We start from the raw sequence: 15,638 nt of genomic DNA on the forward strand, positions 1-15,638 counted from the left end.
CCCTGTCCGCTTCCCCGCGACCTAGGGTGGTCGCCGTGGGGACCACTCCGGCCGTCGAGGTCCGCGACCTCGTCGTGCGCTACGGCGAGACGACCGCCGTGGACCACCTCGATCTCGACCTCCACCACGGCCGCGTCCTCGCGCTGCTCGGCCCCAACGGCGCGGGCAAGACGACGACGGTGGAGGTCTGCGAGGGCTTCCGCGAGCGGACCTCCGGCTCGGTGCGGGTGCTCGGCGCCGACCCCACCGGGGCGCCCGAGGCGCTGCGCGCCCGCATGGGTGTCATGCCGCAGGGCGGGGGCGCGTACCCGATGGTGCGCGTGCGCGAGATGCTCGACCTCGTCGCCGCCTGCTCCGCCCGGCCGCTGGACACCGGCTGGCTGGTCCGCACCCTGGGGCTCGACTCGTGCGCCCGGCTGCCCTACAAACGCCTCTCCGGCGGCCAGCAGCAGCGCCTGAGCCTGGCGTGCGCCGTCGTCGGGCGCCCGGAGCTGGTCTTCCTCGACGAGCCCACCGCCAGCCTCGACCCGCAGGGCCGCCACCTGGTGTGGGACCTGGTGCGGTCGCTGCGCGCCGACGGCGTCGCCGTGCTGCTCACCACGCACCTCATGCAGGAGGCCGAGGCGCTCGCCGACGACGTCGTCATCGTCGACCACGGCCGGGTCGTCGCCGCGGGATCGCCCGACGAGCTGACCGCCACCGGCTCCGAGCGGCGGATGCGATTCCGCGCCGCGCCAGGCATGAACCTGGCGCTGCTCGACGAGGTCCTCCCCGAGGGCCACGCCAGCTCCGAGGGACCACCAGGGCAATACACGATCGAGGGCGACATCGACCCGCAGGTGCTCGCCGCGGTCACCGCGTGGTGTGCGCGCCAGGGCGTGCTCGCCGACGAGGTCCGGGTCGGCCGCCGCAGCCTCGAGGACGTCTTCCTCGACCTCACCGGACGGGAGCTGCGCTCGTGAGCACCGAGACTCCCCCGGGCACGCCGTTCCCGAGCGGCACCTTCACCCCCGACCCCGGTATCGGCTCGCGGGCCCGCATGCTCGCCGTCCACACCCGGACCGAGACGCTGCTCGCGCTGCGCCACTCCGAGCAGCTGCTCCTCACGCTGGTCATCCCGCTCGCGCTGCTCGTCGGGCTGACGCTACTGCGCGGCCTGGTCGACCTGCCCGACCCGCGGGTGAACGCCGCGCTCGGTACCGTGCTCGCCCTGGCGATGATGTCCACCGGTTTCACCAGCCAGGCCATCGCGCTCGGCTTCGACCGCCGCTACGGGCTCATGCGCCGGCTGGCCGCGACGGCGATCCCCCGCTGGCTCGTGATCACCGGACGACTCGGCGGGATGGCCGCCGTCGTCCTCATCCAGGTCGTCGTGCTGGGCGGGGTCGGGCTGCTGCTCGGGTGGCGGCCGGAGGCGGCGGCGATCGGCTGGGCGCTGCTGCTCGTGGTGCTCGGCGCCGCGGCGTTCGGGGCGTGCGGGCTGCTGCTCGGCGGAGCGGTACGGGCGGACCTCGTGCTGGTGATCGCGAACGTGGTGTGGTTCGTGCTGCTGTTCGTGGGCGGGATCGTGGTGCCGGCCGACCAGCTGCCCGGCGGGTTGGGCGCGGTGGTCGAACTGCTGCCGAGCGGGGCGCTCGCCGAGGGGCTGCGCGCCGTGCTGCTGGGCGGCACGCCCGGGGTGTCGCACGTGGTGGTGCTCGTGGTCTGGGGGGTCGTCGCCGGGCTCGTGGCGGCGCGGACGCTGCGGTGGGACTGACCGTGCCGGCTCTCCTACCGACTGTCGTAGGCTGGCCCGCGTGATGACACGGTGGTCCACGCCCCCGGTGCTCATGCGCGTGCTCGCGGTGCTCGCCGTCGTCGGGCAGGGCGGCATCGCCGTCACCGGCGCCGTCGTCCGCGTCACCGGATCCGGGCTGGGCTGTCCGACGTGGCCGGAGTGCTTCCCCGGCAGCCTCGTGCCGAAGCCGAACCCCGAGGTCGCGGCGCTGCACCAGTGGGTGGAGTTCTCGAACCGGCTGCTCGGGATCGGGCTGGTGCTGGTCACGGGCGCGTGCGTGATCGCGGCGCTGTTCGTGCGTCCCCGCCGTCGTCGGCTGCTGTGGTTGGCGTGCGCCATGCCCCTCGGCGTGGTGGCGCAGGCCGTGCTGGGCGGGATCACGGTGCTGACGGGGCTCGCCTGGTACACCGTCGCCCCGCACTTCCTGGTGTCGATCCCGCTCGTGTGGCTGGCCGTGCTGCTCGCGCGCGACGCGTGGGCGCTGGACCGTGGGTCCTCGGAGCGCGTGCCGACCGTCGGCCGCTCGGTGCGCGGACTGCTCGCGGTGAGCGCGACGGTCCTCGGGGCGCTGCTCGTCGTCGGGACCCTCGTGACCTCCGCCGGCCCGCACGCCGGCGACGCCTCGACCCCCCGGCTGGAAGCGCTGTCGGTGCCGCAGCTCGCGACCGCCCACGCGGACCTGCTGTTCGCGTTCCTCGGGCTGCTGGTGGGGCTCGGGTTCCTGCTGCACGCCGTCGGGGCGCCGCGGCCGGTGGTCGTGCGCTTCCGGGTGCTCGTGCTCGTGACGCTCGCGCAGGGCGCGCTGGGCGGGATCCAGTACGCGCTCGGCGTGCCCGAGGTGCTGGTCGCCTTCCACGTGCTAGGCGCGATGGTGACGACGGCGGCCATGGCCTGGCTGTGGGCGGCGACGACGGAGCCGGCTCACGCGCTGCCGTCCGGCGGGGCGGACGCGGTGGCGGCGCCGGCGTTGTCGGCGCGGTAGGGGTTCGCTCTCGGGGCGCTGGGCTCTCTGCCCCTCGCCCGCCTCGCCTCGCCCTCTGCTGATCAACAGCACATGGCGCAGGTAGAGCGCGTTGCGGGCCTGCGTGATGTGCCCGTCATCAGGTGGGTGAGCGCCGCCGACACCAGCCTGATGATCAGGAGCACGTCAGGCCTGTCCGGCGGCCGCTCGGGCTGCGTGATGTGCCCGTCGTCGAGCCAGGGAACCGAAGACGCGACGCGGGGCTCCAAGAGGCATGGAGGACATCGCTGGGCCGTTCCGGGCGAGCGAGGCGATCGCGGCCGGGAAGATCAGCCGCGGTCGGGTGGCCGGTCCGTCGGTCGAGCGGCTCTTCCCGGACGTGCACGTCCTGAGCGACCAGGTCGCGGGCCCGGCCGACCTCGCGGGGCGGGCGGCCGAGGCCGCGCTCTACGTCGAGGGGGCTGTGATCGGCGGGTACGCGGCGGCGGAGCTCCTCGGGGCGAGCTGTGGGCGTCGGACGGCGCCGGTGGACCTCGTCGTCGGGCGGCGGCGGGTCCGTCCGCGGCCGGGCCTGCGGATTCGTCAGGACGTGCTCGCGCCCGCCGAGATCGAGCAGGTCGAGGGCCTGCTGGTCACCACCGCACTGCGGACCGCGTGGGATCTCGTCCGCGAGCTTGACCCGATCGAGGGAGTCGTGGCACTGGACGCACTCGCCCGGAGAGGTGGCTTCGACCCGACGGAGCTGCTGGCGACGGTGGAGTCCCGGCCACGATCCCGCGGCGCGAGCCGGGTGCCCGAGGCGGTGGCCCGGGCGGACCGTCGGTCCGGCTCGCCCCCGGAGACCCGGATGCGGCTCGGGCTCGTCGATCACGGGGTGCCGCCGCCGGTGCCACAGCTGGAGGTGTGCGACGGCGAGGGCTGGTTCGTCGGGCACGTCGACCTCGGCTGGGAGGAGGCGAAGGTGGCCGCCGAGTACCAGGGGGATCACCACCGCACCGATCGCGACCAGTGGATGCACGACCAGGCGCGGTTCGCCGAGCTCGCGGGCGCCGGCTGGCTCGTGCTCCCCTGCACGGCGCAGGACCTCCGCTTCCCCCGTGCGTTCGCGAAGCGGGTCCTCGCGGCGCTGGCCGCACGGAAGCCCTGATCAGGGCCACGTCAGGCGGGCGCACCGCGTGTCACACGTGCGTGGTTTACCCCTGGCGAGGTGGCCGGGCGGAGCGAACGAGCGCAGCCGCCCCACCTCAGCCGTCCCAGCCCCGCCAACAGACCGAGGAAGAGCCCTAGAAGGGCCACCCCAGCGCCGGCCACCCGAACGCCGAGTCCACCGCGACCGCCACGAAGAGCCCCGTGAGGTAGGTGTTCGACAGGTGGAACAGCCGCATCGAGTTGACGACCTCGTCGCGGTGCACGGCCCGGTCGAGCCGGTGCGCCGCGATCAGGAACCAGAGCCCGCCGACGACGGCCGTCCCCAGGTAGATCCACGAGGTCGCCGGGATCAGCAGCGCCGACCAGGCCACCATCGCCCACGAGTAGAGGACGATCTGCCGGCTCACCCGCTGGGGCGAGGCCACCACCGGGAGCATCGGCACCCCGGCCGCCGCGTACTCGTCGCGGTACCGCATCGCGAGGGCCCAGAAGTGGGGCGGCGTCCAGAAGAAGATGATCCCGAAGAGCACGAGCGCCGGCCAGCCGACGGTGCCCGTCACGGCCGCCCAGCCGATCACGACGGGCATGCAGCCGGCGGCGCCGCCCCAGACGATGTTCTGCGAGGTCCGGCGCTTGAGCACCAGCGTGTAGACGACGATGTAGAAGGCGATCGCCGCGACCGAGAGGCCGGCCGCGACCCAGTTCGCCGTGAGTCCCAGCCACACCGCGGAGCCGGCGCCGAGCACCAGTCCGAACACCAGCGCGTGGGAGCGGGGCACCGCGTCGCGCGCCAGCGGCCGCTTGCGGGTGCGGGCCATCTTGGCGTCGATGTCCGCGTCGATGACGCAGTTGAGGGCGTGCGCGCTGGCCGCGGCCGCGGCACCGCCCACGAGGACGGCGAGCACGAGCCACAGCGACGGCACCGCCCGCTGCGCGAGCATCATCGCCGGGACCGTGACCACCAGCAGTTGCTCGATGATCCGGGCCTTCGTCAGCGCGAGGTACGCGCGGACGGTGGCCACGGAGCGGGCCCACAGCCCACCGAGCCTGGTCCGGTCCCCCGTCGGCGCCGGACCGACCGCCGTGCTCACCCGATCACCCGGTCCTCTCCCGCGTCCCGCCGGCGGCGCCTCGGGAGTCACCCGACCGCCACCTCCTACACGCTGTCGTCGGTGCAGTCTGCACCCCGGGCGTCCGGCCCGCTCGCCCGGCCCCCGCGCGTGTTCCACGCGTGCGAGGCAGCTCACCGACGCCGCGCGTCGGAGGGCCTGGCCGGAGCAGGCGCCGATCCTAGGCGGCGGGTGTCCTCGCGCGCGGGAACGGGTAGTCGCCGGGCAGGCCCCGATGGTGCACCTGCGGGACACCTCGGCGTGGCAACATGGGTTCCCGACGGGCATTCGGGATCGATCCAGCCGCACCCCGGCTGATCGTGACCCCGAGTCCCCCGCCGGCAGGTTCGAGCCGGTGGTTCGAGAGGGACCGGGACACACCGAGCCGTGGGCATCCGCGCCGCGGCTCACGACGCACCAGGGAGAGCAGGTTCGTGACCACGACCGACGCTGGAAGCGCTGCCAGCACCCCGCTCAGTGAATCGCCGGCGGAGATCGCCGCCCTCACCACACCGAACCGCCCGGACGACTGGTCCGACCTCGACCAGCGCACGGTCGACACCGTGCGCGTCCTGGCCGCCGACGCGGTGCAGAAGGTCGGCAACGGGCACCCGGGCACGGCCATGTCGCTGGCCCCGCTGGCGTACACGCTGTTCCAGCACACCATGCGCCACGACCCGGCCGACCCGAGCTGGCCCGGACGCGACCGCTTCGTCCTCTCGGCCGGTCACTCCAGCCTCACGCTCTACATCCAGCTCTTCCTCGCCGGCTACGGCCTGGAGCTGAAGGATCTCGAGGCGCTGCGCACCTGGGGCTCGCTGACCCCGGGCCACCCCGAGTACCAGCACACCAAGGGCGTCGAGATCACGACCGGCCCGCTGGGCCAGGGGCTCGCGTCGTCGGTGGGCATGGCGATGTCGGCGCGTCGCGAGCGCGGCCTGTTCGACCCGGACGCCGCGCCGGGCGAGAGCCCGTTCGACCACTTCATCTACGTCATCGCCTCGGACGGGGACATCGAGGAGGGCGTGACGGCGGAGGCGAGCTCGATCGCCGGCCGCCAGCAGCTCGGCAACCTCGTCGTCTTCTACGACGACAACCACATCTCGATCGAGGACGACACCACGGTGGCGCTCTCGGAGGACGTGGTCGGGCGCTACGAGGCCTACGGCTGGCACACCCAGGTGGTGCGCGGCGGCGAGAACGTCGTCGGCATCCGCGAGGCGATCGACAACGCCAAGGCGGTCACCGACCGGCCGAGCTTCATCGCGCTGCGCACCGTGATCGGCTACCCGGCGCCCGACAAGATGAACTCCGGCGCCGCGCACGGTGCCGCCCTCGGCGCCGACGAGGTCGCCGCCGTCAAGAAGATCCTGGGCTTCGACCCCGACAAGTCGTTCCAGGTCGAGGACGAGGTCCTCGCCCACGCCCGCAAGGTCGGCGAGCGCTCGAAGGTCTCCCACGACGCGTGGACCAAGGTGTTCGACGACTGGTCGGCGGCCAACCCGCAGCGCCGGGCGCTGTTCGACCGGATGGCCAAGCGCGAGCTGCCCGCCGGCTGGGCCGATGCCCTGCCGACCTGGGGCACCGACGAGAAGCCGCTGGCCACCCGCAAGGCGCTGCAGAAGATCCTCGGGAACATCGGGCCGGAGCTGCCCGAGCTCTGGGGTGGCTCGGCCGACCTCGCGGAGAGCAACAACACGACGATCGCCGGCGCCGACTCGTTCGGCCCGTCCACGGTCACCACCGAGATGTGGGGGCAGATGAGCCCCTACGGCCGCACCCTGCACTTCGGGGTCCGCGAGCACGCGATGGGCTCGATCCTCAACGGGATCGCCCTGCACGGCGGGACGCGGCCCTACGGCGGCACCTTCCTCATCTTCTCCGACTACATGCGGCCCCCGGTCCGCCTGGCGGCGCTGATGAACCTGCCGACGATGTACGTCTGGACCCACGACTCGATCGGTCTCGGCGAGGACGGCCCGACCCACCAGCCGATCGAGCAGCTCGCGAGCCTGCGCGCGATCCCGCGGATGTCGGTCGTCCGCCCTGGCGACCCGAACGAGACCGCGCACGCCGTCAAGGCGGTGCTCGACAACCCGACCGGCCCGGCGGGCCTCGCTCTCACCCGGCAGAACCTGCCGGTCCTGGAGGGCACCTCGGCCGAGGGCGTCGCGAAGGGCGGCTACGTGCTGGCCGACGCGACCGGCGGCGACCCGCGGGTGGTCCTCATCGCCACCGGCTCCGAGCTCCAGCTGGCCGTCGAGGCCCGCACGACGCTCGAGGCCGACGGCGTCCCCACCCGTGTGGTGTCGATGCCCTGCCTCGACTGGTTCGAGAACCAGGACGAGGCCTACCGCGAGAGCGTGATCCCCGCGAAGGTCACCGCACGGGTCTCGGTCGAGGCCGGGGTCGCCCAGCCCTGGTACCGGCTGATCGGCACCGTCGGCGAGCCCGTCTCGATCGAGCACTTCGGGGCGAGCGCCGACTACAAGACCCTGTTCGAGAAGTTCGGCTTCACCGCCGAGGCCGTCGTGGACGCGGCGCGCCGCACGCTGGCCCGTACGTCGTCCTGACCCGGCCAACACCGTCCATCCGGAGGACATCATGAGCACGACCCCCCTGGCCGACCTCTCAGCCGCCGGTGTCTCCATCTGGCTCGACGACCTCTCCCGCAAGCGGATCGAGACCGGCAACCTGGCGTCGCTGATCTCCGAGAAGCACGTCGTCGGGGTCACCTCGAACCCGACGATCTTCGCGGGCGCCCTGGCCGACGCCGCCGGTTACGCCGACCAGCTCGACGACCTCGCCCGCCGCGGCGCCTCGGTCGACGACGCGGTCCGCGAGATCACCACCGACGACGTCCGCCGCGCCTGCGACGTGTTCCGCGGCGTGTTCACCGAGACCGGTGGCGTCGACGGCCGCGTCTCGCTCGAGGTGGACCCGCGCAAGGCCCACCAGACCGACGCGACCGTCAGCGAGGCGATCGACCTCTGGAAGACGGTCGACCGGCCCAACCTGATGATCAAGATTCCGGCGACGCCGGAGGGCCTCCCCGCGATCACCCGCACGCTCGCGGAGGGGATCAGCGTCAACGTCACGCTGATCTTCTCGGTCGACCGTTACCGCGCCGTCATGGACGCGTTCCTCGCCGGCATGGAGCAGGCGCGGGCCAACGGCCACGACCTCACGACGATGGGGTCGGTCGCCTCGTTCTTCGTCTCGCGCGTGGACTCCGAGGTCGACAAGCGCCTGGACAAGATCGGCACCGACGCCGCCCTCGCGCTGCGCGGGACGGCCGCCGTCGCGAACGCCCGGCTGGCCTACCAGGCCTACCTCGACGTGTTCGGCACCGAGCGGTGGGCGACGCTGCAGGGCGCGGGGGCGAAGGCCCAGCGGCCGCTGTGGGCGTCCACGGGCGTCAAGAACAAGGCGTACCCGGACACGCTCTACGTGACCGAGCTGGTCGCCCCGAACACCGTCAACACGATGCCCGAGGCCACCCTCGACGCCTTCGCCGACCACGGCGAGCTGCACGGCGACGCGGTCTCCGGCACGGCGAGCGCCGCGGCGGAGGTCTTCGCCGCCCTGGCCGAGGTCGGGATCGACGTCGGCGACGTCTACCAGGTGCTCGAGAACGAGGGCGTCGACAAGTTCGACGGTTCCTGGAAGGAGCTCCTCGACACCGTGTCGGAGCAGCTGACGAGCCGTTCCCCGGAGCAGTCGTGAGCGCCGGCGGGGTCTCGGTCTCGCTGGTCGACCCGCAGCTGGCCGACGCCGCCGCGGCGCTGGTCGAGAAGCTCGTCGGCGACGGCGTCGCGTCCGCGCTGGCCCGTCAGGACGCCACGCTGTGGGGCCCGGACGCGCAGAGCGAGGCGTCCAGGCGGCTGAGCTGGGTGTCGCTGCACGAGTCGTCGCGCCCGCTGGTCGACCGTCTCACCGCCCTGCGCGGGGACCTGCACGCCGAGGGCGTCGACCGCGTCGTCCTCGCGGGCATGGGCGGCTCGTCGCTGGCGCCCGAGGTCATCTGCCACACCCGCTCCGGCTCGGCGGTCGGCGGCGAGCACCCGATCACGGTGCTCGACACCACCGACCCCGGCCAGGTCTCCGACGCGCTCGCAGGTGACCTCTCGCGGACCGTGCTGGTGGTGAGCTCGAAGTCCGGCGGCACCGTCGAGACCGACAGCCAGCGTCGCACGTTCGCGCAGGTGTTCGCCGCGAACGGCATCGACGCCGCGAGCCGGATGGTCGTGGTGACCGACCCGGGCACCAAGCTCGAGGAGCTCGCGGGGAACCTGGGCTACCGCGCCACGATCGAGGCCGACCCGGACGTCGGCGGGCGCTACTCGGCGCTCACCGCGTTCGGGCTGGTGCCCTCGGCGCTCGCCGGGGTCGACGTCGGCGCCCTGCTCGGCGAGGCCGCCGCGGCCGCGCCCGCGCTGGCGGCCGACAGCGCCGACAACCCGGCGGTCCTGCTGGGTGCCGCCCTCGCCGCGGCCCACAACGCGGGTGCCGAGAAGGTCGTGCTGGCCGACTCCGGCTCCGGGCTGATCGGCTTCGGCGACTGGGCCGAGCAGCTCATCGCCGAGTCCACCGGCAAGCAGGGCCTCGGGCTCCTGCCGGTCGTCGTCGAGAACCCCGACGCCCCCGGCTTCGTCGACCACGGCAGCGACGCCACCGTGGTGACCATCGGACCCGCCGTCGGGAACGCCCAGATCGCCGCCGAGGGCACCCTCGGCGGCCAGTTCCTGCTCTGGGAGACCGCGGTCGCCCTCGCCGGACGGCTGATCGGGATCAACCCGTTCGACCAGCCCGACGTCGAGTCCGCGAAGCAGGCCACCCGTGACCTGCTCGCCGAGGCCGACTCCGGCTCGGCGCCCTCGAAGGACGAGGCGCCGGTGCTCGTCGACGGGTCGGTCGAGGTCCGCGGCGGCCCGTGGCTCGGCAGCCCGGGCACGCTCGCCGAGGCGATCCAGACGCTGGTCAACGCCGCACCGGACCACGGCTACGTCGCCGTGCAGGCCTACCTGGACCGGCTCGACGACGCGTCCGCGATCGTGCTGCGCGCCGAGGTCGCGGCCCGCACCGGCCTGCAGACCACCTTCGGCTGGGGTCCCCGGTTCCTGCACTCCACCGGGCAGTACCACAAGGGCGGCCACCAGAACGGCGTGTTCCTGCAGATCACGGGCTCGGTGGCGGACGACCTGGCCATCCCCGACCAGCCCTTCACGTTCGGGCAGCTCCAGCACGCGCAGGCGGCGGGCGACGCGCAGGTCCTCACCGACCACGGACGTCCCGTCCTCCGTGTGCACCTGGCCGACCGTGCCGCCGGGCTGGTGGCCCTGGCGAACGCGGTCACGGAGGTGACGCGGTGAGCCTCACCGGCTCCCCGACGATGTCCTGGGACAACCCGCTGCGCGACGCGCGGGACAAGCGGCTGCCGCGGATCGCGGGGCCGAGCGGGCTCGTGCTGTTCGGCGTGACCGGCGATCTCGCGCGCAAGAAGCTCATGCCTGCGATCTACGACCTCGCGAACCGGGGGCTGCTGCCGCCCGGCTTCGCGCTCGTCGGGTTCGCCCGGCGGGACTGGGCGCACGAGGACTTCGCCGAGGTCGTGCACGACGCCGTGCGCGAGCACGCCCGCACGCCGTTCCGGTCCGAGGTGTGGGACCGGCTGGCGGAGGGCCTGCGCTTCGTGCAGGGCACCTTCGACGACGACGACGCGTTCGACCGGCTCGCGGCGACCGTCGGCGAGCTGGACTCCGAGCGGGGCACGAACGGCAACCACGCCTTCTACCTCTCGATCCCGCCGGACGCATTCCCGACCGTGTGCAAGCAGCTCTCCCGTGCCGGGCTCGCCGAGTCGACCGAGGAGGCGTGGCGCCGCGTCGTCATCGAGAAGCCCTTCGGCCACGACCTCGGCTCCGCGCGGGAGCTCAACGGCATCGTCAACGACGTCTTCCCCGAGGAGTCGGTGTTCCGCATCGACCACTACCTCGGCAAGGAGACGGTGCAGAACCTGCTGGCGCTGCGGTTCGCCAACGAGCTGTTCGAGCCGATCTGGAACTCCCACCACGTCGACCACGTGCAGATCACGATGGCCGAGGACATCGGGGTGGGCGGCCGGGCCGGCTACTACGACGGCATCGGCGCCGCCCGCGACGTCATCCAGAACCACCTGTTGCAGCTGCTCGCGCTGACCGCGATGGAGGAGCCGCTGTCGTTCTCCCCGCACGACCTGCGCGAGGAGAAGATCAAGGTGCTGTCGGCGACGAAGCTCGCCGAGCCGATGGACGAGACCACCGCGCGCGGGCAGTACGCCGCCGGCTGGCAGGGCTCGAGCGAGGTCAAGGGCCTGCAGCAGGAGGACGGCTTCCCGCCCGACTCCGTCACCGAGACCTACGCCGCGATCACCTGCGAGGTGAACACCCGCCGGTGGGCGGGCGTGCCGTTCTACCTGCGCACCGGCAAGCGGCTGGGACGGCGCGTCACCGAGATCGCCGTGGTGTTCAAGCGGGCGCCGCACCTGCCGTTCGACCAGACGATGACCGAGGAGCTCGGACAGAACGCGCTGGTCGTGCGGGTCCAGCCCGACGAGGGCGTGACGCTGCGGTTCGGCTCGAAGGTCCCCGGCTCGGGGATGGAGGTCCGCGACGTCACGATGGACTTCGGGTACGGCAGCGCGTTCACCGAGGCCTCCCCCGAGGCCTACGAGCGCCTGCTGCTCGACGTCCTGCTCGGTGAGCCGTCGCTGTTCCCGACCAACACCGAGGTCGAGCTCTCGTGGCGCATCCTCGACCCGGTGATCGAGAAGTGGCACCGCGAGGGGACCCCCGACGCGTACGCCGCGGGCACCTGGGGCCCGCGCTCCGCCGACGAGCTCCTCTCGCGCACCGGCCGCACCTGGAGGAGGCCCTAGATGGTGGTCAGCCAGTGATCGTGGACCTGCCGTCGACCGACACGTCGGCGGTCAACCGCAAGATGGTGGAGCTGCGCGAGAGCGCGGGTGCCGTGGCCCTCGGCCGGGTGCTCACTCTCGTGATCTCCACCGAGGACGGGCCGGACGCGGAAGCCGCGATCCAGGCGGCCAACGACGCCTCGCGCGAGCACCCGTGCCGGGTCCTGGTGCTGGCCAAGGGCGCCCGGCGCGCCGCCTCCCGCCTGGACGCCCAGATCCGCATCGGCGGTGACGCCGGGGCGAGCGAGGTGATCGTGCTGCGGATGTACGGGCCGCTGTCCGACCAGGGCGGGAGCATCATCGTGCCGCTCCTGCTTCCCGACGCCCCGATCGTCGCGTGGTGGCCCGGCGAGCCCCCGGCCTCGCCGGCGGAGGACCCGGTCGGCTCGGTCGCGGGCCGGCGGATCACCGACGTCGCCACGACGCGCTCGCCGTCGAAGACGCTCGCCAAGCTGGCGGCGCGCTACCACCCGGGCGACACCGACCTCGCCTGGACCCGCATCACCTCCTGGCGGGGCCTGCTCACGGCGGCGGTCGACGAGCCGCCGCACGAGAGCGTCACGCGGGTCGCGGTGTCCGGCGAGGCGGACTCGGCCTCCGCGGACCTGCTGGCCGGGTGGCTCGCGTCCCGGCTCGGCGTGCCGGTCGAGTGCAGCGTCGCCGAGGTCCCGGGCGGCGGCATCGGCGCGGTGGTCCTCGAGCGTCCCTCCGGGGCGGTGGAGCTCCGCCGGGTCGACAGCAAGACCGCCCGCCTCTCCCAGCCCGGTCAGCCGACCCGTCGTGTGGCGCTGGCGCGTCGCACGGTGCGGGAGTGCCTCGCCGAGGAGCTGCGCCGCCTGGACCCCGACGAGATCTTCCGGGAGGCCCTCGAGTCCGTCCCGCGGTCCGGGGCCCGTCGCTCGTCGCGCGCGAAGGCGAAGGCATGAGCGCCGGCGCCCGCATCGTGGCGGGCCGCGAGGTGGTCGTGCACGACGACGAGGAGGCGGTGGCCACCGACGGCGCCGCCCGCCTGATCGCGGCGCTGGCCGCGGCGCAGGCGGCGCGCGGTCACGCGTCGGTGGTGCTGACCGGCGGGGGAGTCGGCATCGCGATGCTGCGCGCCGTCGCCGCGTCCGCCGACCGGGACACCGTGGACTGGACGCGGGTCGAGGTGTTCTGGGGCGACGAGCGCTTCGTGCCCGCCGGGGACGCCGAGCGCAACGACGCCCAGGCCCGCGAGGCGCTGCTCGACGCGCTCCCGCTCGACCCCGCCCGGGTGCACCCGATGGCGTCGTCGACCCCGGGTCACGCCGCGCTCGAGGCCGGTGACCTCGAACTGGTGGGCTCCGCCGACCCGGACCAGGGCGCCGGCGCGTACGCGCAGATCCTCACCGCGGCCGCCGCGCGGCTCGGTGAGTCGCGCGAGGTGCCCGGCATCCCGGCGTTCGACGTGCTGCTCGCCGGCTGCGGGCCCGAGGGCCACACGCTCTCGGTCTTCCCCGACTCCCCCGCCGTGCACGCCACGGCGCCCGGGGTCGTCGCGGTCCGGGACTGCCCCAAGCCGCCGCCGACGCGCATCTCGCTGACCCTCGCCGCGTCACGGGCCGCCCGCGAGGTCTGGCTCGCGGCGGCCGGCTCGGGCAAGGCCGAGGCGCTGGGCCGCGCGGCCCACGGGGCGAGCGAGGTCGACATCCCGCTCGCCGGGCTCGCCGGGACCGAGCGGACGCTGTGGCTGCTGGACGGAGCGGCGGCCGCTCAGCTCTGAGCACCACTCCCGACGACGAGGGGCACACCCCGCAGGCCGGACGCTTCCGTCGCCTGCCCGGTGTGCCTCTCGTCGTATGTGGGTCACACGCGCTCGCGCGAGCGCTCCCGCTCCCACGGCCGCAGCGCGCGGTCATAGGCCTGCCAGGCCCGGCCGTGCGCCGCGACGCGCCGCCCGAACGCCGCGAGCAGGCGGAGGTCGGCGGCCGGGGTGTGCGCGTACTGCGGTCCCCGTGGCCGGACGGGATCCCGGGGATCGGGGCCGGAGTCGAAGCGGGTGTCGGCGCCGTAGCGCGCGACGGCCAGGACGGCGAGGACGACGACGGCGCCGAGAACGGTGATCATGGCGGTCTCCTTCGATGTGGCAGCTTCATGGTCTAGAGTGGCCGCCTGGTGGCAGGTGATGCGACGGCTAATGAGGGCCAAATGGCAGCCTGATTGGCAGGAGTGGCAGGTGGCCAGGTGGAATCGCAGCTGAACGGCACGGCGTTCGTCCGCCACCTCGGGACGGTGTCCGGGGACGGCCGTGCCGGATACGCCGCGCTGGCCGACCGTGTCCGGACGCTGCTCTCCGACGGCAGGCTCGCCGTCGGCACCCGGGTCCCGAGCGAGCGGGAACTGGCGACGGCGCTCGGGATCGGCCGGGGCACCGTCGCCGCGGCCTACGAGCAACTGCGCGAGACCGGGCACCTCGCCCGTCGTCGTGGTTCCGGGACCTGGACGGCGCTGCCCAGCGGCACCTCGACCACCCCCGTCGTGCCGTTCGCGCCGACCAGCGGGGCGGGTCCCTCCGAGATCGCGCCCGGGGTCATCGATCTGGCGCACGCCGCGCCCGCGGCGCCGGTCGACGCGGTGGCCGCCGCCGGGCAGGAGGCGCTCGCCGCACTGCCCGACCACCTCGTCGGGCCCGGCTACGACCTCCTCGGCCTGCCGGTGCTGCGCGCGGTGATCGCCGAACGCCTGACCGGCCAGGGACTGCCGACCGCACCCGACGAGGTGATGGTGACCGCGGGCTCGCAGCACGCCCACGCCCTCGTCGTGCGCGCTCTCGTCCGGCCCGGGGACCGGATGCTCCTCGAGCAGCCCACCTACCCGAACGCGATCGACCTGGTCCGCCACGCGTCCGCGCGCCCGGTCCCGATGGCCCTCGACCGCGACGCGCTCGGGCGCACCCGCTGGGACGTCGCCGGGTTCGCGGCGATCCTGCGGGAGTCCGCGCCGGCGCTCGCGTACCTGGTGCCCGACCACCACAACCCGACGGGCGGGGTCATGGACGCCGAGACCCGGGGCGCCGTCGTCGCCGCGGCCCGCCGCCACGGGGTGCCGCTCGTGATCGACGACTGCCTGCGCGACCTGTGGCTCGACGATCCGGTCCCGCCGCCGGTCGGGGCGTGGGCGACGGTGCCCGGCGAGGCCCCGGTGCTGACGCTGGGGTCGTTGTCCAAGACGGTCTGGGGCGGGGTGCGGATCGGCTGGCTGCGCGGACCGCGGGCGGTGCTGCGCCGCGTCGCCACCAGCCGGGCCTCCGACGACATCGCCTCGCCGGTGCTCGAGCAGCTGGTCGCCGCTTCTCTCCTGCGCCGCGTCGACGACCTGCTGCCCGAGCGGCGCGCGACGATGCGCGAGCGCCGCGACCACCTGCTCGGCGCCCTGGCCCGGGTGCTCCCGGACTGGTCCGCGCCGCGCCCGACCGGTGGGCTGAGCCTGTGGGTCGACCTCGGCGCGGCCCGGTCGAGCGCACTCGTCGAGGCCGCGGCCCGCCAGGGTGTGCACCTGGCGGCCGGGCCGCGCTTCGGCACCGGAGGCGCCTTCGAGGGCTTCGTCCGCGTGCCCTACACCCACCCGGTCGACGTCATCGACGACGCCGTGGCGCGCCTCGCCACCGCGTGGGAGACGCTCGACGCCGGCGCTCCGGCGATGCTCTCGCCGGTCGTCTGACAGCGG

Annotated in this window: 13 protein-coding genes; 11 read left to right on the top strand and 2 right to left on the bottom strand. The window is 74.0% G+C overall.

What is annotated here, in order from left to right; genetic code table 11:
• Positions 1–35: 35 nt before the first annotated feature.
• The 4 genes from LQ327_RS17095 to LQ327_RS17110 all read left to right on the top strand — a co-directional run bounded on the left by LQ327_RS17095 (position 36) and on the right by LQ327_RS17110 (position 3,885).
• Positions 36–962 carry an ABC transporter ATP-binding protein gene (locus LQ327_RS17095; RefSeq protein WP_372460692.1) on the top strand — a complete coding sequence of 309 codons (927 nt, stop codon included), beginning with the start codon at positions 36–38 and terminating at the stop codon, positions 960–962.
• A 77-nt stretch (positions 963–1,039) separates the two neighbouring features.
• Positions 1,040–1,756 (top strand): ABC transporter permease, encoded by a 717-nt coding sequence (locus LQ327_RS17100; protein ID WP_230736264.1) that lies wholly within the window; start codon positions 1,040–1,042, stop codon positions 1,754–1,756.
• Between the two features lie 43 nt (positions 1,757–1,799).
• Positions 1,800–2,759, top strand: coding sequence for a COX15/CtaA family protein (locus LQ327_RS17105; protein ID WP_230736266.1), 960 nt, complete (start codon positions 1,800–1,802; stop codon positions 2,757–2,759).
• Positions 2,760–3,012: 253 nt separating this feature from the next.
• Positions 3,013–3,885, top strand: coding sequence for an endonuclease domain-containing protein (locus LQ327_RS17110; RefSeq protein WP_230735791.1), 873 nt, complete (start codon positions 3,013–3,015; stop codon positions 3,883–3,885).
• 136 nt (positions 3,886–4,021) lie between these two features.
• Here the strand turns inward: LQ327_RS17110 and LQ327_RS17115 are convergent, their stop codons facing one another.
• A complete protein-coding gene (locus tag LQ327_RS17115) occupies positions 4,022–4,978 on the bottom strand; it encodes a heme o synthase (RefSeq protein WP_372460693.1) in 957 nt (318 codons plus the stop codon).
• A gap of 512 nt (positions 4,979–5,490) precedes the next feature.
• Here LQ327_RS17115 and tkt point away from each other — a divergent pair.
• Genes tkt through pgl form a run of 6 tightly spaced genes read left to right on the top strand, consistent with a single transcriptional unit; the run spans position 5,491 to position 13,695 of the window.
• Positions 5,491–7,569, top strand: a complete 2,079-nt coding sequence (gene tkt / locus LQ327_RS17120; protein ID WP_230736269.1) for a transketolase — start codon at positions 5,491–5,493, stop codon at positions 7,567–7,569.
• A gap of 31 nt (positions 7,570–7,600) precedes the next feature.
• On the top strand, positions 7,601–8,722 hold the full coding sequence (gene tal, locus LQ327_RS17125) for a transaldolase (protein ID WP_230735792.1): 1,122 nt from the start codon (positions 7,601–7,603) through the stop codon (positions 8,720–8,722).
• On the top strand, positions 8,719–10,368 hold the full coding sequence (locus LQ327_RS17130) for a phosphoglucose isomerase-related protein (RefSeq protein ID WP_230735794.1): 1,650 nt from the start codon (positions 8,719–8,721) through the stop codon (positions 10,366–10,368). The genes tal and LQ327_RS17130 overlap by 4 nt, the downstream gene beginning before the upstream one ends.
• Before the next feature lie 20 nt (positions 10,369–10,388).
• A complete protein-coding gene (gene zwf, locus LQ327_RS17135) occupies positions 10,389–11,912 on the top strand; it encodes a glucose-6-phosphate dehydrogenase (RefSeq protein ID WP_230736271.1) in 1,524 nt (507 codons plus the stop codon).
• A 14-nt stretch (positions 11,913–11,926) separates the two neighbouring features.
• Complete coding sequence (gene opcA / locus LQ327_RS17140; protein WP_230735796.1) at positions 11,927–12,877, top strand: glucose-6-phosphate dehydrogenase assembly protein OpcA; 951 nt, start codon at positions 11,927–11,929, stop codon at positions 12,875–12,877.
• Positions 12,874–13,695 carry a 6-phosphogluconolactonase gene (gene pgl / locus LQ327_RS17145; RefSeq protein WP_230735798.1) on the top strand — a complete coding sequence of 274 codons (822 nt, stop codon included), beginning with the start codon at positions 12,874–12,876 and terminating at the stop codon, positions 13,693–13,695. Before opcA ends, pgl begins: the two co-directional genes overlap by 4 nt.
• An 83-nt stretch (positions 13,696–13,778) precedes the next feature.
• Here the strand turns inward: pgl and LQ327_RS17150 are convergent, their stop codons facing one another.
• Complete coding sequence (locus LQ327_RS17150) at positions 13,779–14,039, bottom strand: hypothetical protein (RefSeq protein WP_230735800.1); 261 nt, start codon at positions 14,037–14,039, stop codon at positions 13,779–13,781.
• Positions 14,040–14,156: 117 nt separating this feature from the next.
• On the opposite strand from LQ327_RS17150, the gene yczR reads away from it, so the two are divergent.
• Positions 14,157–15,632: a MocR-like transcription factor YczR gene (yczR, locus tag LQ327_RS17155; RefSeq protein WP_230735803.1), complete on the top strand. Its 1,476-nt coding sequence runs from the start codon at positions 14,157–14,159 to the stop codon at positions 15,630–15,632.
• Positions 15,633–15,638: the final 6 nt, after the last annotated feature.

It is taken from the genome of Actinomycetospora endophytica (genome assembly GCF_021026375.1).
GTDB classification, from domain to species: Bacteria; Actinomycetota; Actinomycetes; order Mycobacteriales; family Pseudonocardiaceae; genus Actinomycetospora; species Actinomycetospora endophytica.